The sequence below is a fragment of the Rothia aerolata genome (genome assembly GCF_014635585.1).
Taxonomy (GTDB): Bacteria; Actinomycetota; Actinomycetes; order Actinomycetales; family Micrococcaceae; genus Rothia; species Rothia aerolata.
Genome location: NZ_BMDC01000001.1, coordinates 313,473 through 333,680, shown reverse-complemented (window position 1 = coordinate 333,680; position 20,208 = coordinate 313,473). Strand labels below are relative to the sequence as shown.

The window sequence follows — 20,208 nt, the reverse complement described above, 5'->3', positions numbered from 1 at the left end:
TAAACATCTCTTGCCAGGGGAGTCGCCGCGGAACGCGAGCACCGTAAGGTCTTGACTCGTTTTATCCAGGACGGCGCTTTGGTGAGTTTTCCTTTCAAACGCAAGGCCAGAGCCCATGTGCTTCTCTATCTGGTTAACCTCTTTGATCCTGGTACCACCTACACCGAGCAAGAGGTCAATGATATATTGCGGCCTGTATGGTCTGATTTCGCCTACCTCCGCAGAGAGCTTGTGAACTACGGCTATTTGGAACGTAATAGCAGTAGCGGTATCTATCGATTAAGCGACCTGACTCCTCAGCGAGCCAAAACAGTCTTCGAGCCCGAAGCGCCCGAGTGGGAGAGGGTCTGGCTAGCATCCTATTTGAGCGGTAACGCCGAGCGATTCATCCTGAACATCTAGGGCCCCTGAGATGAGGCATCTCAAAAATAGCGCTTCTCTGCGTCTATTATTTCTAGGGATTTTTCTATCAGTTCTTGGGGCTTCGCTTTCGTCTATCGGGTTTTCACTTTTAGCAGCCCAGGTTCAGCAGTCCTCTTTATTAGCGGGTGTACTCCTTGCCCATCTCTTGCCCAGCGTTATTTTTTCTTTGCCCGGGGGACACGTTGCGGATAAAAAGCTGCGCTGGTGGTGGTGGCCTGTCTCCTTGCTGGCGACGGCACTGGTTACAACGCTCATGGCGCTGAACCTCAGCTGGCCGGTAATTATTGCTGGAAGTGTGTTTAACAGTAGCTGTCTTGCGCTGGTAGGCCCGGTTGCACAAAAGCTAGTCGCTGCTTATTCAGAAGACTCAGCTAGAGCAGGATCCCAGTTAGCGACTGCTCAAGGTTCTGCGACCGTGCTGGGAGTTGCTCTGGGCGGCCTTAGTTTTGCCGCTAGAGCGCTTCAGATCATGCTCCTAGCTGATGCGGCAGCCGCACTGATACTAGCCATGATTGCACTTGTGGTAGCAACGCCTGAAGCCATAAGAATAGAGCAATCAGACGGCCCAAAGGGGATATTTGCAGGACTAGTCATGTTGAAATCTCCTAAGGTGTTTGGCAGCTTGGGGCTAGTACTGATTATTACCACAGTTTTGAGTACCTCACTCGACGATGTTGCCGGAGTATTTGCCCTGACGCATGCTCTTAATCTTTCTCCCTATGAGTATGGATTAACATCAGCGGCATGGGCTCTAGGAATCGTTTTAGGAAGCTTCATCGGCAGGTATCTTCAAGCAAACCCCCTCAAAAAATATCCCTGGACAGCGCTGCCCATCGGAATTGCTATTGCCGCGGTAGGGTTGTTTGCCCCCGGATTTCGAACGATTATGGTTCTCTTCCTGGCAGGAGGTGCTGGCAACGGATGTTTTAACGCTGTAGGCAACCGAATAATTCTTTCTTCGGTGCCTAAAAATCAACAGGGTCGGGCATGGTCAGCATATCGGTGGATAATCCATGTTCTCTTGCTCGTGGGGTACTTAGTCGGTGCCGTATTTGGTGCTGACTACCCTCTAGAGCTTATGGCTTGGGGAGGGAGCTCTTTGGTTCTCTGCGCTCTAATAAATATCTTGCTACGCGCGTATTGGGCCAGATCATCAGCCGCGAGATCCGCTTGAAACGGCTACTTGGCGCTGAAACAGGCTCTCAGTGCACGTAGATTCCGCTGAAGTGCCACAGGTACAAGCAAAGTTCCCGAGTACAAGTATTGACTTGTACTCGGGAACTTTGCTTGTACATTAGGTGGTTCGACAAGAAGAAACTTGTACCTTACCATCACCGAGTTTTCCCGAGAGGCCATTTTTATACCGTTTTTCTCCGATTTGCGGTATAAAAATGGCCACTCGACAATCAAAGTAGCCTGTGCAGATGCCCCTGTCTTCATAGAGTCGCCCAACATGCTAGAAGCCACGCTTTTCTGCCACTATCTTGTGTGGCCGCCCGGGCTAGTGCACAGATTTGTCCTATAACCTGGATTTAGGCTCTAGAACAGACACAAAGAAGGCCTCCTCTCCAAAAGGAGGGGAGGCCTTCTTTTAGGCTGAGAAATTACTTCTCAATTTGAGCTGAGGAATCAGTTCCTTCCACAGCGTCATGGTGTGCATGATGCGCTGCTTCAAGCTCAGCAGGAGTTACCGGAGCAACACGATCCTGGAACCAAATCTTGGAAAGACCGCCGCGGGTCTTCTCAAGGAGGGAAATCTTACCCTTCTTGTTGGGCTGGGCAGGAATGACCTCGGGCGACTCGAAAGCAACCAGCTTGTAACGGCGGTATTCATCGAGGGGCTTGTGCACCTCAATAAACTCACCGTGAGGCAGCTGAACAACCTGACCGGATTCAATACCGTGAAGCACAAGCTCGCGGTCCTTACGCTGCAGAGCAAGGCAGAAGCGGTAGGTAATCAGGAAGCCAATCAGGGGGCCGAAGACGAACATGAAGCGCAGAACGTAGGCCACGTCGTTCAGAGATACGTGGAAGTGGGTTGCAATCAGGTCGGAGCTTGCTGCCACCATCAGGGAACCGTAACCAATAATACCGGCAACGCCCACACCGGTACGGAAGGGAGCGTTACGGGGACGATCCAGCAGGTGGTGCTCGCGGTTGTCCTTGGTTACCCAGCGCTCAATCCAGGGCCAGAAAATCATGGCCATCATGACTGAGCCCGCCATCAGCGCGAAGGGCAGGAATACCGACAGAACCCAGGTACCGCCCAGGAAATTGAATTCCCAGTGGAAGGGCCACACGCCGGGCCACAGACGCAGCGCGCCGTCACCGAAACCAACGTACCAGTCAGGCTGAGTACCTGCCTGAACGGGGGAGGGATCGTAGGGGCCGTAGTTCCAAATTGCGTTGATGGTGAAGGTAGATGCCAGGAAGGCGATGATACCGAACACGATGAAGAAGAAACCGCCAGCCTTAGCAGCGTAGACAGGTCCAACCGGAAAACCAACAACGTTGTCTTCACGACGGCCGGGGCCGGGGTACTGAGTGTGCTTGTGCAGAACGACCATGAACATGTGAACCGCAACCAGCAGAAGCAGGATTGCAGGAATCACCATGATGTGCATGGCGTAAAGACGGCTAATCAGCAAGGTACCGGGGAACTCGCCACCGAAGAAGAAGAGGGAGAGGTAGGTACCAACCAGCGGAATGGCCTTGAAAATACCGTCGATAATGCGCAAACCGTTACCGGAGAGAACGTCATCGGGCAGGGAGTAGCCGGTGAAGCCAGCGAGAATACCAACAATCAGCAGAGCACAACCCACGAGCCAGTTGAGCTCACGCGGACGACGGAAAGCGCCGGTGAAGAACACACGCAGCATGTGGATGGTTAGAGCCAGCATGAAGAGCAGAGCTGCCCAGTGGTGAATCTGGCGAAGCAGAAGACCACCGCGGATATCAAAAGAAATATCCAGAGCTGAAGCGTAGGCCACTGACATTTCGGTACCCTTCATGGGCACGTAGGAACCGTCATAGGCGGTCGGTGCCATGGAGGGATTGAACCACAGGGTCAGAAAGGTACCCGAGAGAATCAGGATAACGAGGCTGTAGAGGGCAACCTCACCAAACATGAACGACCAGTGGTCGGGGAAGATCTTGCGACCAAATTCTTTGATGATGCCAGACATACCCACACGCTGGTCAAGATAGTTAGCAATCTTGCCGGTGTTGGTTTTAGCCTGGTAGTCCTTTTGTACTGAAGTATGGGACATGATTAAGCCTCACTCTTCATTTCTTCAACGTGCTTGCCACGTTCCCAATAACCGGGGCCAACAGGTTCGTGGAAGTCGCTCTGTGCTACCAGGTAACCCTCTGAGTCAACAGCGATGGGCAGCTGGGGAAGTGCGTGACCAGCAGGACCAAAGACAACCTTACACTCGTCGGTAGCATCGAAGGTTGACTGGTGGCAGGGGCACAGCAGATGGTGGGTGCGCTGCTCGTACAGAGCAATGGGGCAACCAACATGGGTGCAGACCTTGGAGTAAGCCACAATGCCGTCTACGTTCCAGTTTTCACGACCTGCTGAAACCTTCAGGTCGTTAGGATCGAGACGCATGAGAAGAACAACGGCCTTGGCCTTTTCTTCAATGTAGCCGTTCTCGTGGGTCAGGGAGTTCAGGTTCTCGGGGAGCACGTGGTAGGCGGAGCCAATAGTCACATCAGCTGCCTTGATAGGAGTGCCCGAGGGGTCGCGCACCAGACGCACGCCTTCGTCCCAAAGGGTGTACTTGAGAACCGAAGGATCATTGGGGCCCAGATCGCGAAGAAGGGTCACAAAGGTCAGGGGAGCGAGAATTACAGAACCAATCAGGGTGTTACGCAGCAGGGGGCGGCGCTTAATGCCTGATTCGTCAAGAATGGTCTCAACAATCTCCTGAGCATCCGCGCGGTCAGCTTCAGCGCTGATTGCGTGACGGCTCTCTTCCATTTCATGGTCGGGCATCAGGGTACGAGCCCAGTGCACGATACCGATACCGATACCGAACATAGAGAAAGCAATGCCCAGACCCATCAGCAGGTTCTGCAGACGGAGGGTGTTATTGGCTTCGGGATTCAGGACGTCGTAGTAGTTGCCGCCGATCTTGATACCGAAGTAAGCAAACCAGAACAGCAGGGCACCCAAAATGGATATAACAAACAGGAGAACTACCTGACGCTCAGCTGTCTTGGCGTGTTTTGCATCGACGTCAGTAAGACGCGGTGCGTGATGGGGAAGACCCGGATCCGGGAACTTCTCCTTACTTTCCTCTTGAGAGGTAACTACGGCAGAGGACTTAGCCTGTACGCCGTCACTATGGTTTCCCATGTGTTGCCTCAAATCTTCCTTGGTACGAACTAGTGTGTGTAGCTATTTATGCAGAACGTGAGGTCAGCCAGATAGTGAAGACAAGCACGATACCCAGACCCAGGGTCCAGATCAGCAGGCCTTCAGCAACAGGACCGAGCGAGCCCAGCGCGAAACCACCGGGGGAGCTGTTGACCTCCTGAGACTTCAGGTAGGTGATAACATCGCGCTTTTCCTCAGGGGTGATGTTCGCATCGTTGAACACGGGCATACCCTGGGGGCCGGTCTCCATTGCTTCATAGATGTGCTTCTCAGAAACGCCCATCAGGCTGGGAGCGAACTTACCGCGGGTCAAAGCACCACCAACACCGGCAGCGTTGTGGCACATTGCGCAGTTAGCCAGGAACACCTTGGCACCGTTAGCAGCATCACCCTGAGATACGTCAGTGAACTCAGCTTCAGGGATGGTGGGGCCAGCGCCCAGAGACGCAACGTAAGCAGCCAGCTGGTGGGTCTGCTCTTCGTTGAACTGGCCGGGCTTTACCTGGGCCTGAGTGCCCTGCATCTGCATGGGCATACGGCCGGTACCCACCTGGAAATCGACAGCAGCTGCGCCAACGCCAATCAGAGCAGGACCATCGGCAGTGCCTTCAGCGTTGGTGCCGTGGCAGGTTGCGCAGTTAGCGATAAAGAGTTTCTGACCCTCTTCAGCGTCCTGTGCTGTATAGGAAACGCTGGTATCTGCTTTGGCCTCATTTGTAGCTGTGGCAACTGCGTAGAGGCCACCGGTGAGGAGCAAAGCGATAGCAAGGAGAATCACTGCTGCGAGCGGATGCCGCCGCTTCTGAGAAAGTGCCTTCACTTTGAATATTCCTTAGTAGTGTGTGAGCTTTTGGAATTAAATGGCTGTAAGAATCAACTTAAACTTCAGGGTTACTTGAGGAAGTAAACGATGAAGAAAAGAAGGATCCAGATAACGTCAACGAAGTGCCAGTAGTAAGAAACCACAATGGCGCTCGTTGCCTCGTAGTGGCCGAAACGCTTAGCCACGTAAGCTCGACCGATAATAAAGAGGAAAGCCACCAGGCCGGCAGTCACGTGAAGAGCGTGGAAGCCAGTGGTGATGTAGAAGGCTGATCCGTAAGCGCTGTCAGCGATGGTCATTCCCTCTGATACGAGGTTTGCGTACTCGTATGCCTGAACGGACACGAAGAAAGCGCCCATCAGGAAGGTGAGGAGGAACCACTCAACCATGCCCCACTCTTTAACGTTAAAGATGGAGCCGGTGCGACGGGGCTTCAGGCTTTCTGCCTTAAACACACCAAACTGGCAGGTTACCGAGCTCAGTACCAGAACAATGGTGTTCACGGTAGCGAGAGGAACCTCCAGATGGCTTGAGTTCTCCGCCCAGATATCAGGACGGGAGGCCCGGAGGGTAAAGTACATTGCGAATAGTCCGGCGAAGAACATCAGCTCTGAAGCCAGCCACACAATAGTGCCGACAGCCACGGCATTGGGGCGATTCAGAGTCGGATGTGCCGACTTACTTGGGGTATGGGTTGCAGTTGTCACATAGACATTATGTCTATAAAAGTGACCGCCAGCCAACTATAAAGACCCTGATTTAGGTTCCGTGTTGAAAATTACCTCAATTACCCCTACATAGCAGGGATTAAAAATCTGCTCTAACGACACGGTGTCTGTAAAAATCGCGTAACCCGCGCTGCTCATCCATCGAAGCCCTGAAATATAGAGGTCATTTTTCCCAAACTTCAAAACGGAGCAGGGGAGAGGTGCAGGGGCTAATAGAATCGGAGCATGACTACTTCGACTACCTCCACCTGGAAAGAGCTGCTCAACGACCTAGTGGCTAGAAAAGATCTAGAGCCCCACCAGATTTCCTGGGCCATGGATCAGATTATGTCTGGTGAGACCTCTGAGGCCATTATTGGAGCTTTCCTTGTTGCACTTCATGTTAAGGGTGAAACTCCAGAAGAACTCAATGCCCTTGCCCAGGGAATGCTGGAGAAGGCTGAAGATATCAACGTGACCCGAGATGCGGTCGATATCGTGGGTACCGGTGGCGATATGCAGAACACCGTCAATATTTCAACCATGGCATCTTTGGTGATAGCTGGCGCCGGGGTGCCCGTTATCAAGCATGGCAATCGTTCTTCAAGTTCATCTTCAGGTTCAGCTGATGTGCTTGAAGCTCTGGGGGTAAACCTTTCAATGCCAATCGTCAAGGTTGCCGAAAGTGTTGACCGGGCAGGTATCACTTTCCTCTTCTCTCAGGTATTCCACCCCTCTATGAAACACGTGGCTCCGGTGCGAAAGTCGCTGGGCGTGCCTACCGCCTTTAATTTTTTGGGCCCCATGACCAACCCTGCCCAGGTGCGGGCTTCGGCTATTGGAGTCGCAGACGGCGCCATGGCCGAAAAGATTGCCCAGGTCTTTGCTTCTCGAGGCGACCATGCTCTGATTTTCAGAGGAAGCGACGGTCTCGATGAAATCACTATTACCGGAACTTCCACCGTCTGGGAGACCTACAACAAAACATACGAGGAGCATCAGATTTCTCCCAAGGACTTTGGACTACCTTTGGGAAGTCTCGATGATTTGCGTGGGGGAGATGCGACCCATAATGCTCAGGTGGTCCTGGATACCCTCAATGGCAAGCAAGGGTTTATTCGGAATGCGGTGGTGCTCAACGCAGCGGCAGCAATTGTGGCCTTTAAGGACAAGACGGATACGCCCTTCCTGCAGCGTTTTACCGCAGCTATCAAGCAGGCTGAAGAATCCATAGACTCAGGTTCCGCCGCCCGGGTTCTTGAAAAGTGGAAGAGCTTCACTCAGGACAAGTAAAAAAATATCCCTCAGGTTAAGACTGAAACTTTACCTGAGGGATATTTTCTACCTATTTTTCCTGGCAAGCAGTAATCGAGCTAGCGCCCTCCAGCCGAGGAGGAAGAGGCCGGTGACCAGCAGGGTCACCACAATAAAACTGAGCTCAGTAGTGCCGCCGAAAATGACCCGAAGCACCTGACCACCCAGCGCCGTCATTAACCAGACGATGAGCCCAGAAGATTTGAGGCTGATTGGATTCCTTCGCACCCGGGGTAGTAGCCAACCAAGCACTAGGGCAAGAAGGAAGGGCAAAGCGGTGGTCAAGGTTCCAGCGAGATCTTCCTGGTGGGACTTTCTGCCGATTGCAACGAAGAGAAGCACCAGTAGAAGGTCGAGAACAAAAGCTAGTACCGGATGAAGTGCTGGTCTTGGAGAAGCCTGCGACGCGCTTGAAGCTGACATGGGAACCTTTCGAGGGATAAATGCAATCTCTGTCTTCACAGAGTATCAGCAGGAGCGAGGGCCAACTTAAGGGCGCGGAGGGGAGTTCTTTTAAGAACTACTTTACATAATGTAGATTATCGGCTTACTAGTAATCCCTGAGTTGGTCAGTAATTACGCTCTATCCCGCCTGTAAACTGATAATCATTACCACTTCATCCCACCAGCGATGAAAGGACTCCCATGATTACCTGGTTTAGCGAGAATCTCTGGGCACTGTGGGTGCTTGCAGCCCTCATCTTTGCCGTGATTGAGATGCTCTCCCTTGATTTTTTCTGCCTCATGCTCTCGGTGGCTTCACTGCTTACCTCCATCGGAACCTTCTTTATCAACGGCTTACCGCTTCAAATTGTTCTTTTTGCGGCGATCAGCCTGATTCTTCTGCTTACCTTGCGACCCAAGCTGGTTAGACGCCTTAACCGCAATTCTCCGAACATATCTACGAATACAGAGGCTTTACTGGGCCAGCGCGTTGAGATTCTCCAAGATGTGACTACCCGCCAGGGTCTGATTCGACTAGCTGGCGACACCTGGACGGCGCGGACCGAGGCCGAGTTTCAACCTCTGCCTCAAGGTACTTTTGGCACCGCAATGCGCATTGACGGCGCAACAGCCTATATCCAGCCCGAATAAACACAAACCTCAACCTTAAGTTGAAAGGAATGAGCATGTCTCTGGCACTGCCCATTGTTTTACTAGCACTGATTATCTTCGTGATTATCGTGCTACTGAAGTCAGTTCGCATTATCCCGCAGGCTCGGGCAGGTATCGTTGAACGCCTGGGAAAATACCACACCACCTTGAACCCCGGTTTCCACGTTACCGTTCCCTTTATTGACCGGGTTCTGCCGCTGATTGACCTGCGTGAACAGGTGGTCTCCTTTCCCGCTCAATCGGTGATTACCGAGGATAACCTGGTGGTTGGAATCGACACCGTGGTCTACTTTCAGGTGACCGACCCCAAGGCAGCAACCTACGAGATTACCAACTACATTCAGGCGGTTGATGAGCTGACCTCGGCTACCCTGCGCAACGTCGTCGGCGGACTCAACCTCGAAGAAACCCTGACCTCGCGCGACCAGATTAACGCTGAGCTGCGCGGAGTCCTCGATAGCACCACCGGCCGCTGGGGCATTCGAGTCTCCCGTGTGGACATCAAGGAAATCCAGCCTCCCATCTCCATCCAGGATTCCATGGAAAAGCAGATGCGCGCTGAGCGGGATCGCCGTGCGGCGATCCTCACCGCAGAAGGTGAAAAGCAGTCTCAGATCTTGACGGCTGAGGGCGACTCCCGTGCCGCTATTCTGCGAGCTGAAGGTGAAAAGCAGTCACAGATTCTTACCGCTGAAGGTGACGCTAAGGCAGCTATTTTGCGGGCAGACGGTGAAGCTCAGGCCGTGCACAAGGTCTTTAGTGCAATCCACAAAGCAAACCCCTCTAATAAGTTGCTGACCTACCAGTACCTGCAGACACTGCCCAAACTAGCTGAGGGTGATGCTAACAAGCTCTGGTTTATTCCCACCGAACTCGGTGATGCCCTGCGAGGTCTGGGCAATGCCTTTGACCCGGCATCGCTGAAACCCCAGCCCGATGATAGCGACTCCCCCGCCACCCCAGAAGCAAACTCAGCAGAAGATGCCATTCTCGATACCGGAATCATCAAGGTCACCGAAGAAGACCTCAACCCCAACCTGGATAAGCTGGATACCGGTATTGAGGTGCCCCTTGAGTCAGAGACACCACGGTCTGACAGGGCAGAGTAAAATCAGCCGTGTTTTATAATGGGGTTTTGATTCTTTTCGAGATTTTGGAATAAACGCTCAACCCGAGATGTTTTCTTATACAGGTTTTGCCAAATTATTGGAGGATAAATAATGAGCGATCGCAGCCTTCGCGGCATGCGCCTTGGTTCGCAGTCTATGGAAACCGAAGCGGGTGTTGAACCGGCTCCTCGCCAGCGGGTTGAGTACCGCACCGAAGACGGTGAACGTGTATTCGTGACCTTTGCCCAGGAAGCTGAGATTCCTCAGACCTGGACCGCCAAGTCTGGTAAAGAGGCATATCTGGTCAACGGCAAGGGTGAGCAGGAGAAATCCAATGAAAAGCCCGCTCGTACCCACTGGGATATGCTTCTTGAGCGCCGTAGCATCGAGGAACTCGAAGAGACCCTTCAAAAGCGGATTGACTACTACCGTGAGCGTCACTCACTCTAAGTAGAACCTAAAAAGAGGGAGCACCATGAGGTTGCTCCCTCTTTCGTGTTTAAGCAATTACTTCTTGCTGAACTTTCGAACCAGCTGCTGGGCCTTACCCGCGCGGGAGACTAGACCCCAGCGGGTCACCTTGGTCATGGAATCGAAGATGATGCTGCCGTCCATCTTTGAGTCTCCAATTTCTCGTTCAACGAAGGTAATGGGAACCTCTGTGATTTTCAGGCCCGCCTGCTCTGAGCGCCAGGCCAGGTCAACCTGGAAGACGTAACCCTTAGAGTCAATACCCTCAAGGTTGAGGCGCTGCAGGGCCTCGCGGCGATAGGCGCGATAGCCCGCGGTGATATCGTGAATCTTAGTGCCGAGCACCATACGGGTAAAGAGGTTGGCGCCACGGGAGAGAACCTGGCGGTGCACGGGCCAGTTCCTGGTTTTACCACCGGGAATGTAGCGGGAACCAATCGCCAAATCAGCGCCGTCCTCAATCGCCTTAATCAGCAGCGGAAGCTGCTCGGGCTGGTGGGAGCAGTCGGCATCCATTTCCACCAGAACGTCGTAGCCCGCTTCAAGGCCCCAGTCGAAGCCTGCCAGATAGGCGCCACCCAGGCCGTCTTTGACCGTGCGGTGCAGCACGTGGATGTGGGAATCCTCAGCTGCCATACGGTCGGCGATTTCGCCGGTTCCGTCGGGGCTGCTGTCATCGACCACCAGGATGTCGCAGTCGGGTACCGCAGCGCGCAGGCGGCCAACTACAACGGGCAAATTCTCTTTTTCGTTATAGGTTGGAATAACCGTGAGCACGCGCATTGATTTCTCCTGTGGTTTCTGATTCTTAGAATACGAACAAAACAGAATTCAAGTATATATTTATTCTCTGACCCCCAAGCCATTTCAGAACTTTCGGGGCAGAGAATTTGGTCATGATTTGCTGTAAACAGTCTGACCGTCAACGGTCAGGGACATGAGTTCAGATTGATCATCTGTATCGAGGGCCGGCAGCACCGAGGTGCGGCCGCGGGGATCTTCGCTAAACATCACCTGGCTTGCCGAGCCCGACTGAACAATCAGTTCTGCCGCCTGCCAGATAGCAAAATCTGCGGGTGCTCCGGGAGCTAGCTGGCCGCTAGCGGGGTTGGCCTCCCCCAGTGCCCGGTAGGCCCCTCGGGTGGTGGCGTTAAAGGCTCCACGAGCAGAAATTTGGTCTTCGGGGGTCTGCCGAATCACAAAGGAGCGAATCAAGTCCCAGCCCAGAGCGGCTGTACTTGCTCCGGCGTCGGCACCGATAACGGTGGCAACTCCTGCTGAAATCGAACGGCGCACCGAATCGTTAGACTCCCGAGTCTGGGAGACAAACCCAAGAGAAACCGAAAGTTTCAGGGCACGGGCAATCTGCTCATCAGTGACCTCAACCAGACCGTCGATACGGAAACTTGCCCGGAGCTTGGTCAGGCCCTCATAACCGCTGATCATCTCAAAAGCCCGGTCGATCCGATCGGGGCTAGCCCCCAGAAAAGCCACCTTCAGCTTAGCCGCGGTGGCGGCCTGAACTTGAGCGGCGGCGTCCTCGTTCAGAGGATCTATCAGGACGCCGTGGGCCCGGCTTTCGGTGGAAAAATCGGCTGAGTCTGCGATCAGGTAGATAAAGGTTTTCAAGCCCGCGGCCCGGAAGACCGAGTCTACTTCATCCGCTACCTCAGGCTCCACGTAGAGGGTGGCTGCGGTATAGCCGAGGGAAATCAGGCGGGCCGCTAGGTCTTTGGCAGACGCGGAATCCTCAATCGGAAGACCGGCCGCCACGAAACCCGGGGCCACCAGCTGGTCGTGAAGGTCGGTGGTTGTCATCGAGTCGTCTCGAATAGATTCGGCAGAGACATCGGGGCCAACCCATTCCACCTGATCCCCCTTAAAAACCATTGCCGATGCAAAAGAATCTACGGGGCTGAATACCGAACCGTTGAAAAACATGTGTGCTTGAGTCATGGTTTACCTCTTCACCTTGGTCTAAATCTGGCTTGCTACCACGCCGCGCCTCAACAATTCTATGGCGGCTTCGCACTGGGTGCGCAAAGCGGCGTCATGATGGGCAACGTGGGAAATCTGATCGAGCGCGTCAATCACCTGCTTGATCCAGCGCACAAAGTCGCCGGCAGCCAAATCGGTATCTTCAATGGCTACTGCCAGAGACTTTCCTCGTGCCCATTTATAGGTGGGCCAGACCATGCCGAAATCCGGGGCGGGAGTTTCAGGAAGTTTATGCGCTACCTCGGCATCGGTGAGCTTACTCCAGTGCTTAATGAGGGTCATCATGGCAGGCTCCATCGAGCGCTGCGGGTACTTGCGCAGCATCCCAATTTCATCGCGTTTTGCCTCAAAAACCAGGGCTGAAATCACCGCGGCGGTGGAAGCCGGGTCAAGACCGTCAAGAAAACGGTCCTCCAGGCATAGCGACAGCAGCAGGTCTTTCTCACCGTAGACCCGGCGGAGGCTCTGGCCGCGGGCGGTCAGCTCAAGGGTGCCCGACTCCCCCGTTTCCACGTAGCCGTAGCTAGCCAGCAGATCGCAGATTCGCTGGAAAACCTGGGCAATCGTGTTGGTACGGCGATCCATCTGCCGCCGCAGCCCCTCGGTATCTTTCTCCAGCTTCCACCAGCGTTCTGCCCAGCGGGCATGGTTCTCCCGGTCTGAGCAACCGTGGCAAGGGTGGCTTTTGAGCTTCTTTCTCAGCTCAGCGATCTCACGTTCGGTCTTTGATTCTTTGCGGTCAAACCAGGCCTGCTGGCTACCGTCGCGGGCTGGACGACCGTCATGAATCGCCTGCCGCATTCGCGATGCCATATCCCGACGTTCCTTGGGCGTCTTGGCCTGGAACTTTTTCGGCACCTTAATCTTCGAAATGGGCTGGACGGCGCCGTCCAAGTCCCGCGCGTCCAGCCGGCGGAGCTGGGCCTGGTCGGTGAGAATCGGTGGACGCGGGTCGGCATTGTTCTCCGAACGTCCAATTACCACGGCATAACCGCGATTGCGGCCGTGGGGAATTTCAATGACGTCGCCGGGAAGAAGCTGGTGAATTGAAGCGACCGCCTGAGAGAGCTCAAACTTCTTACGACCCTTTTCAGATTTTTTCTCGAGCTGGCTAAGCTCCCTGCGTAGGGCAGCGTATTCGGAGAAATCGCCCAGGTGGCACTGCATTGACTCGGCATAGCCCTCTAGCGCCCGCTCGTTTTTCCGTACGCGCTGGGCAATGCCCACCACAGATTTATCGGCCTGGAACTGGGCAAAAGACGACTCGAGAATCTTCTTGGTGCGCTCGGCACCGAACTGGGCCACCAGGTTAGCACTCATGTTGTAGGTGGGTCGGAAGGAGGAATTCAGCGGGTAGGTGCGCTTAGACGCCAGGCCCGCAATCTGCTGGGGCTCCAGCCCCGGCTTCCACACCACCACCGCATGGCCCTCAATATCGATACCGCGGCGGCCAGCACGGCCGGTCAGCTGCGTGTACTCCCCCGGAGTAATATCAACGTGGGTTTCACCGTTGAACTTGGTTAGCTTCTCCAAGACCACCGACCGCGCCGGCATGTTGATGCCCAGCGCCAGGGTTTCGGTGGCAAAAACCATCTTGACCAGACCTTCAGAGAAGAGGGCTTCAACAATCTCTTTGAAGACCGGCAGCAGACCGGCGTGGTGGGCAGCTACTCCGCGAATCAGACCCTCGCGCCACTGATAGAAGCCCAGAACCGAAAGATCCTTGGTATCTAAACCAGAGGTGGCTTCTGCCACGTAGGCGCGGATAGTCTGTGCTTCTGCATCGGTGGTCAGCCGCACGTCAGCGTCAACGCACTGGGCCACCGCAGCATCGCAGCCCGAGCGGGAAAAAATGAAGCAGATAGCGGGCAACAACGCATCGCGGTCTAGAGCCCGAATCATCGCCGGTCGCGAAGCTCGGAAGGGCTTGAGTGAGGAGCTCTGGGAGTCCTGCTTGCGCGCATAAGCCGACTCGCGTCGTCCTTTGCCCCTTCCCGCGCGCCTGAAGTTATCGCGGGGTGCACGAGGACGACGCCGCGCGTCGCGCAGGCGCATCAGTTCGGGGTTGACCTCGGGCACCTCGTCGGTAGAGGAATCCAGCAAATCAGCTGTCTCTTCAACGGTGGTCTCATCCATAAAGAGATCCACCAGCCGGTTACCCACCAGCACGTGCTGCCACAGGGGCACGGGGCGGTGCTCAGAGACCACCACATCGGTAGCTCCCCGCACTGTATCTAACCAGGCACCAAACTCCTCAGCGTTAGAAATCGTTGCCGAAAGGGAGACCACCGAAATGTGCTCGGGCAGGTGGATGATGACCTCTTCCCACACAGCTCCGCGGGAGCGGTCAGCCAGGTAGTGCACCTCATCCATCACGACATAGCCCAGATTGGTCAGGGTCGAGGAATCGGCGTAGAGCATGTTGCGCAGAACCTCGGTGGTCATCACCACCACCGGTGCCTCAGAATTAATGGAGGTATCACCGGTCAGCAGGCCCACGTAATTCTCGCCGTAGATTTCCACCAGATCGTGGTACTTCTGGTTGCTCAGCGCCTTGATTGGGGTGGTATAAAAAGCCTTCTTACCCTGGCGCAGCGCAAGATAGATAGCGAACTCCCCCACCAGAGTTTTACCCGCCCCGGTAGGCGCTGCAACCAAGACAGCCCGGCCCGCTTCTACCGACTCACAGGCTTGAACCTGGAAAGGGTCCATATCAAAAGAGAGGGTTTTTTCAAAGGCGCCAAGGGCTGTATTTGCGTGAGCGGCTCGGCGTTTAGCAGCTTGGTACTGTTCAGCGTAACTAGGCATACTCCCATCCTACGGGAGCCCTCAGTATTTAGCGGAATCGTTTTCTTCGACCCTGCCCAGCTGGTCGAGCTCTTCGGGGGAAGTGGCGCGGTTGAGCTGGTCTGAGTCCATTCCCGCTGCCAGCTTGGCCAGTTTCTTATCTTTGCGCTTATCGTGCATGATGCAGATGAAGATCGCCAGGAAGAAGAAAAAGAGCAGGGGGGCTGCCAGGTAGAACATGGTCATCACATCGGTACCGGGGGCGGTCATCGCCGCTACGGTAGCCACAAAGACGACCACCCAGCGCCAGGCCTTGAGAATGGTGCGCCCGCGCAGAATACCCATAAAGTTCAGCCCCACCAGAATCACCGGAATCACGAAGGAGAGGGCGAAAGAGACCATGAACTTCACCACGAAGGGAATGTAGACATCGGCGGAGATGATGTTGGAGGTTCCCTCGGGGTTGAAGGCTGTCAGGGCGTAGACAGCCGCGGGCAGGCAGATCCAGGCGGTAATCAGGCCGATAATGAACATCGGAATGGCTGAGAAAATGAAACCGAGCGCGTAGCGCTTCTCTTTCTTGTACAGCGCCGGGGTAATGAAAGCCCACAGCTGGTAGAGCCAAACCGGGGCAGCAAGCACCAGACCGATGTAGAGCGAGACAGTCACCATGATGCTGAAGGACGACTGCACATTGGCGTAGTTCAAGATAGCCTCGCGACCCTGGCGGGCGTTGACCTCGTCCAGGGGCTCTTTAATAGCCTCAATGAAGGGCATGTAAAGAAAGAAGCCACCGATAGCGCCCAGAACGGTTGCTACGGCAGACTTAATCACTCGGTTTTTGAACTCGCGCAAGTGCTCCTTCAGGGCCATATTGGCCTGCGGATTGTTCTTGCGGCTGTTGGGGTTAGCCATTTTCTACCTTTGAACCTGATTGACCGAAAGTCTTACAAAGCCCGCATTCGAAAGAGTTTTTCGAATGCGGGCTTGCTTCAGCAAGATCTAAAACTATTTAGTTTCGGGGTTATCGGTGGGGGTAGCTGCGTGTGAACCGTTGTTCTCTACAACCTCACCGCTAACGATATCGGTGCTGTTCTTTGCAGCCTTTTTCTTGTTGTCTTCTTTCATGCCGTCAACTTCAGACTTGAAGATGCGCATCGACTGGCCGAGGCTACGCGCCATGCCGGGCAGCTTCGGTGCGCCGAAGAGCAGAAGAATAATAATCAGCAGAACAATCAACATAACCGGATTGTCGAACAACTTACCCATGAGTGGCGCCTTTCCGTGCGTTATTTCTTAGATCCCCAAGTCGTTGGGGCTGTCCAAGTGAGTCTCGCTTTTGAATTCTACGCGATATTCTATCGCGTTGGCGTCTTTCTTTACCCTGTTCATACTCAGCATACGCTTCAGTCACCGGAACAAAAATCCCGGGTTCGCGCTCAGCCCTGCGTTTTTGGGCTTCTAGCTTCTGCGCCTGCTCCCAAATGTGGGAAAAATTATCATTGAGGGATAGTAGTTCACGGTAGGCCCGGGAGCCTTTGATGATCACCCGGTAGGCATGCCACACCAGCCAGACCAGCGCACCCAGCACCAGCAGGCTCCACAAAATAATCCAAAACCACCACGGCATGCTATCCAGTATAGAGCCCTAACTTTCGGCTTGTGCTTTCTCTAGCAGGTCGCGGGCACTCTCGGCGATTGAGTCTCGAAGGTGCGCCGGTTTAATGAGTTCCCAGGTTCCGGCGTGTCGAAGGGTTTGCTGGGTCAGCCACCGCTCGTGGGTTAGCGGCAGCCTAAAGTAGGTGCGGGAACCGGCTCGGGCTTTCTCCAAGGAGTAGGACTCCAGCAGGCGGATCCCTTGGCTGTTGGTTTCCGTAGTGTGGACGGCGATGACGGCGCTTCCCCGCGCCGATTGCGCTATCCAGTCGCGGGGGTTGGTGGTGTGCGGCTCAGACTCCCCGGTTTCAAGTTCAAAAGCCGGCTTTTGAACATCCGCCACCGACTCGATGGTGAGAGAGTCCACCCGAAAAACCCTCAAATCCTGCTGTAGAAAGCAGAAGGCCCGGAGGTAGGTGGTGTTGAGGTCGGTAAAGATTTCAAGGGGCAGAATCCGTCGATTGCTGGTGGACCGGTGGGAGGTGTAGGTGATGTCTAAAGCGTCGCCGTCCTCAATAGCATCCTTGAGCTTCTCTAGCTGGGGCGAATCCTCAACCACAGCACAGCGGGCTCTGATCTGCCTGGTGCGGGCAGAGAGCGTGGTCAGCAGCAGTTCTGCTTCGTCCAGTACCCGGGTATAGGTGGTAGAAGCTCGCAGGACTCTCAGGGTGAGTAGGAGAAGAAAAATCTCGCTATCGGTCAGTTGCACGGCACCCTGAAGCGAGAGGCTGGCGTGGCTAAAAATCCGGTTGTTTTCCTCATAGTAACCAAAGTTTTCTTCACCCAGGCTTACCAGCAAAAGATCGAGCTTGGAACGCATAGCAGTGGGGCCCATCGAAAAGTGCTGGGCTAAATCTTTAATCTTGATTCCCTGTTGCCCCATGGCAAAGTGGGCGATGGAGAGCAGCTGCAGGGTCTTGTCTTCAGAAGTCATTCTCTGCCGCTGTTTAGACAGCGGCTGAAAGACAAGGTGGTCAATCTCTTCCGCCGCCGATTCATGGCTTTCTAGCAGGCTGGTGAGTTTTGCAAGGAACAAAAGTCGAACGCGGGACTGATAGGGGTTCTCTTCAGCAGAAGCCGAAAGCGGAATCAAGCCCTTCTCTACAGCGTCTGCCACGCTCTCCTCTGCTGAAAAAGAGTCTTGAGTGACCACCTCAGAGAACTGAGGTTGATAGAAAGAGAGGGTAGCCGGTGGAACCTGGGCAACCGTTGCCAGCGCCTCCTCGGCGGAGAAGTCTTCTGGAAAGTCCAAAAAATGTTCGGCGGTCTCCACATGGCTCATCCGGTCTAGCCGGAATTTTTTGACCGTTGCTGAAGAATCTTCGTTTTCGGCGCCTAGGGCGTACCAGCGGCCAAAACGGCTACCCAGACCAAATACCCGGAGCTTTCTCTCGGAGAAGGTACCGTGTCGCTCGTCCAGGTAGCGAAAAGTGACGGCACGCTGTTCAGCCGCTGCCTCCGCCAGAGGTAGAAGATGGGGTACCTCTAATAAATTGCCCGTCAGTTGCCCACTATCGGTAGATTTACCGGTTGCCCAGCCCAGCTTGTGTACTGCTCGCTGTAGAAAGCGGCTGATTTCACCCTCCTGCCAGGACTGGGCAATTACGGCCAGGGTGGTGGATCCTCTCAAAGATCCGGCCGAATCGGGCAGGTGCTGGGCCTCAGCGGTGCGCGCCCGGTAGCGGGGGCTGAATCCGGGTCGAGTCTCGGTCTCCTCTTCTAGCAAGCCCACTTCGCGCAGGGTCGCCTTGTCCCGCTCGAACATCCGTACAAAAGCAGCCTCAGAAACGGCATCGGAGTATTCGGGCACCATCGAGCGTAGCTGCTGCCGGGTGAGCCCACCGGGTACCTGGGTCAGCAGATCAAAAATGGTCAGGTAGCGTTCGACGGTGCGATTACTCATACATACAAAATAACCCCCGGCAGTACTGCCGGGGGTTATTGAGGCTCTTACTTGCGAACATCCACCAGGTCAACCACGAAGATCAGAGCTTCGTTGGGGCCAATTGCCCCGCCCGCTCCGCGCTCGCCATAGGCGAGGTGGGAGGGAATCTCAAGGCGGCGGCGTCCACCGACCCTCATCCCCAGCAGACCCTGGTCCCAGCCCTGGATAACCTGGCCGGTACCCACGCGGAAGGTCAGGGGTTCTCCGCGGTTCCAGGAGGCGTCGAACTCTTCGCCGGTGGATACCGCTACGCCCACGTAGTGGCAGGAAATGACGTCGCCGGCTTCGGCCACTGCGCCAGCGCCCTCAATCTCGTCGATAATCACGAGTTCTTCGGGGGCACCGTTCTCGGGAAAATCGATCTCGGGCTTGGTGCGGTCAAGTTTACGCTGACCAAATGACATGGTGTACTCCTTTGCTACTTAGCTGACTCAGAGGGCTGGGCCGACTGCTGGGGAGCAGCCGATTCTGAAGGCTGGGCTGAGCCGCTGGGGGCCTCTCCGGGTGCCTGGCCCTCGGTTGCTCCCAGAATATCAACCACGAACACCAGCGCACCTGAAGGCTGGCCCTCGGGAGCGTCGTCCCCGTAGGCCTGGTCAGAGGGAATCAGCAGGAGCACGCGGGAACCAACGGTCTTACCGGCCAGACCTTGCTTCCAGCCGTCAATCACCTGGTTGAGCGAGAGGGCTGCGGTGGCCTTGTCATTGCCAAAGTTACCGTCGAAGGCCTCGCCCTTCTCCCAGTCCACGCCCTGGTAGCGAACGTAAACGGTGTCGTTCTCGCCGACCTTCTTACCATCGCCCTTAATGAGGTTTTCAGAGACCAGCTTCTTGGGGGCGTCGCCGCGCTTATCTGCCAGCTTCAGTTCGGCAGAACCGTCGTCCTTGAGGGTGAAGCTGTCCAGGGCAGAGTTGATGTCTTTCTTGGATGTTTCTTCACCGCTGGCCTCCTTGGGAAGCTTCTCAGCGATGGTGTAGACCTCAACGTTGGTGGGAGTGTCTTTGGGAGCCTCAGAGGGTTCAGAGCCGTCCATTGAGGGAATTTCGTTGGAGGTGTAGGCGAAGGAGGTGCCTACCTTAGCACCGCTGAGCACGTCGTAGAGCTCAGGAGCGTTATTTTTCAGGTCTTCGGAGACGGGAATGACCATGGGGGACGACGGGTAGGTGGTTCCCTGCGAGCTACCGTCTTCACCGCTGAAGATCGAGGCGTTGATAATCAGCTCATCGCCATCCTGGATTTCTTCGCCGTTGCCCTCCTCAATCACGTGGGTGGCGGTCTCACCGGCTGCAAAGGGGGTCTCGAACGAGACAGAGGGCTCGGCGGTTGCACCATTCATATCGTACTGAACATCTTCGAGAGAGGAGTTAGAACCGCCGCAGGCAGAAAGCAAGAGGGCCAGGCTGGCGCCGCACACGGCAAAGGTGATTTTCTTAGACAAGAGAAACTCTTTCTTTAGCTTGTAATGAAAGTTAAAA

At 54.9% G+C, this 20,208-nt stretch carries 20 protein-coding genes; 6 read left to right on the top strand and 14 right to left on the bottom strand.

What is annotated here, in order from left to right:
- Positions 1-51: 51 nt before the first annotated feature.
- Both IEV00_RS01405 and IEV00_RS01400 read left to right on the top strand, forming a co-directional pair.
- Complete coding sequence (locus tag IEV00_RS01405; protein ID WP_188358554.1) at positions 52-402, top strand: DUF2087 domain-containing protein; 351 nt, start codon at positions 52-54, stop codon at positions 400-402.
- 10 nt (positions 403-412) lie between these two features.
- Positions 413-1,597 (top strand): MFS transporter, encoded by a 1,185-nt coding sequence (locus IEV00_RS01400; RefSeq protein ID WP_188358553.1) that lies wholly within the window; start codon positions 413-415, stop codon positions 1,595-1,597.
- Positions 1,598-2,027: 430 nt separating this feature from the next.
- Here IEV00_RS01400 and qcrB read toward each other — a convergent pair whose 3' ends face one another.
- From qcrB to ctaE, 4 genes are all read right to left on the bottom strand, one after another.
- Entirely contained in the window at positions 2,028-3,692 is a 1,665-nt protein-coding gene (gene qcrB / locus IEV00_RS01395; protein ID WP_188358552.1) for a cytochrome bc1 complex cytochrome b subunit, read from the bottom strand.
- A 2-nt stretch (positions 3,693-3,694) separates the two neighbouring features.
- Entirely contained in the window at positions 3,695-4,786 is a 1,092-nt protein-coding gene (gene qcrA, locus IEV00_RS01390; protein ID WP_188358551.1) for a cytochrome bc1 complex Rieske iron-sulfur subunit, read from the bottom strand.
- 46 nt (positions 4,787-4,832) lie between these two features.
- Positions 4,833-5,627 carry a cytochrome bc1 complex diheme cytochrome c subunit gene (gene qcrC / locus IEV00_RS01385; RefSeq protein WP_188358550.1) on the bottom strand — a complete coding sequence of 265 codons (795 nt, stop codon included), beginning with the start codon at positions 5,625-5,627 and terminating at the stop codon, positions 4,833-4,835.
- 71 nt (positions 5,628-5,698) lie between these two features.
- Complete coding sequence (gene ctaE / locus IEV00_RS01380) at positions 5,699-6,337, bottom strand: aa3-type cytochrome oxidase subunit III (protein ID WP_188358549.1); 639 nt, start codon at positions 6,335-6,337, stop codon at positions 5,699-5,701.
- A 246-nt stretch (positions 6,338-6,583) separates the two neighbouring features.
- On the opposite strand from ctaE, the gene trpD reads away from it, so the two are divergent.
- Positions 6,584-7,630: an anthranilate phosphoribosyltransferase gene (trpD, locus tag IEV00_RS01375; RefSeq protein WP_188358548.1), complete on the top strand. Its 1,047-nt coding sequence runs from the start codon at positions 6,584-6,586 to the stop codon at positions 7,628-7,630.
- Between the two features lie 48 nt (positions 7,631-7,678).
- Here the strand turns inward: trpD and IEV00_RS01370 are convergent, their stop codons facing one another.
- Positions 7,679-8,074, bottom strand: a complete 396-nt coding sequence (locus IEV00_RS01370) for a DUF3054 domain-containing protein (protein WP_188358547.1) — start codon at positions 8,072-8,074, stop codon at positions 7,679-7,681.
- A 222-nt stretch (positions 8,075-8,296) separates the two neighbouring features.
- Here IEV00_RS01370 and IEV00_RS01365 point away from each other — a divergent pair, with 222 nt between their 5' ends.
- The 3 genes from IEV00_RS01365 (at position 8,297) to IEV00_RS01355 (ending at position 10,326) form a co-directional block, all read left to right on the top strand.
- Positions 8,297-8,746: an NfeD family protein gene (locus tag IEV00_RS01365; RefSeq protein WP_188358546.1), complete on the top strand. Its 450-nt coding sequence runs from the start codon at positions 8,297-8,299 to the stop codon at positions 8,744-8,746.
- A gap of 35 nt (positions 8,747-8,781) precedes the next feature.
- A complete protein-coding gene (locus tag IEV00_RS01360) occupies positions 8,782-9,876 on the top strand; it encodes an SPFH domain-containing protein (RefSeq protein ID WP_188358545.1) in 1,095 nt (364 codons plus the stop codon).
- Between the two features lie 111 nt (positions 9,877-9,987).
- Positions 9,988-10,326, top strand: a complete 339-nt coding sequence (locus IEV00_RS01355) for an RNA polymerase-binding protein RbpA (protein WP_188358544.1) — start codon at positions 9,988-9,990, stop codon at positions 10,324-10,326.
- Positions 10,327-10,383: 57 nt separating this feature from the next.
- Here the strand turns inward: IEV00_RS01355 and IEV00_RS01350 are convergent, their stop codons facing one another.
- From IEV00_RS01350 to IEV00_RS01310, 9 genes are all read right to left on the bottom strand, one after another.
- Positions 10,384-11,130 carry a polyprenol monophosphomannose synthase gene (locus tag IEV00_RS01350; RefSeq protein ID WP_188358543.1) on the bottom strand — a complete coding sequence of 249 codons (747 nt, stop codon included), beginning with the start codon at positions 11,128-11,130 and terminating at the stop codon, positions 10,384-10,386.
- Positions 11,131-11,241: 111 nt separating this feature from the next.
- A complete protein-coding gene (locus tag IEV00_RS01345; RefSeq protein WP_188358542.1) occupies positions 11,242-12,303 on the bottom strand; it encodes an amidohydrolase family protein in 1,062 nt (353 codons plus the stop codon).
- Between the two features lie 21 nt (positions 12,304-12,324).
- Positions 12,325-15,153: a DEAD/DEAH box helicase gene (locus IEV00_RS01340; RefSeq protein WP_188358541.1), complete on the bottom strand. Its 2,829-nt coding sequence runs from the start codon at positions 15,151-15,153 to the stop codon at positions 12,325-12,327.
- Between the two features lie 21 nt (positions 15,154-15,174).
- Complete coding sequence (tatC, locus tag IEV00_RS01335) at positions 15,175-16,047, bottom strand: twin-arginine translocase subunit TatC (protein WP_188358540.1); 873 nt, start codon at positions 16,045-16,047, stop codon at positions 15,175-15,177.
- Between the two features lie 93 nt (positions 16,048-16,140).
- On the bottom strand, positions 16,141-16,401 hold the full coding sequence (gene tatA, locus IEV00_RS01330) for a Sec-independent protein translocase subunit TatA (protein WP_188358539.1): 261 nt from the start codon (positions 16,399-16,401) through the stop codon (positions 16,141-16,143).
- Positions 16,394-16,762 carry a hypothetical protein gene (locus IEV00_RS01325; RefSeq protein ID WP_188358538.1) on the bottom strand — a complete coding sequence of 123 codons (369 nt, stop codon included), beginning with the start codon at positions 16,760-16,762 and terminating at the stop codon, positions 16,394-16,396. Before IEV00_RS01325 ends, tatA begins: the two co-directional genes overlap by 8 nt.
- 18 nt (positions 16,763-16,780) lie before the next feature.
- A complete protein-coding gene (locus tag IEV00_RS01320; protein ID WP_188358537.1) occupies positions 16,781-18,691 on the bottom strand; it encodes a WYL domain-containing transcriptional regulator in 1,911 nt (636 codons plus the stop codon).
- 47 nt (positions 18,692-18,738) lie between these two features.
- Positions 18,739-19,137 carry an FKBP-type peptidyl-prolyl cis-trans isomerase gene (locus IEV00_RS01315; protein ID WP_188358536.1) on the bottom strand — a complete coding sequence of 133 codons (399 nt, stop codon included), beginning with the start codon at positions 19,135-19,137 and terminating at the stop codon, positions 18,739-18,741.
- Positions 19,138-19,151: 14 nt separating this feature from the next.
- A complete protein-coding gene (locus IEV00_RS01310; protein ID WP_188358535.1) occupies positions 19,152-20,171 on the bottom strand; it encodes an FKBP-type peptidyl-prolyl cis-trans isomerase in 1,020 nt (339 codons plus the stop codon).
- Positions 20,172-20,208 lie beyond the last annotated feature (37 nt).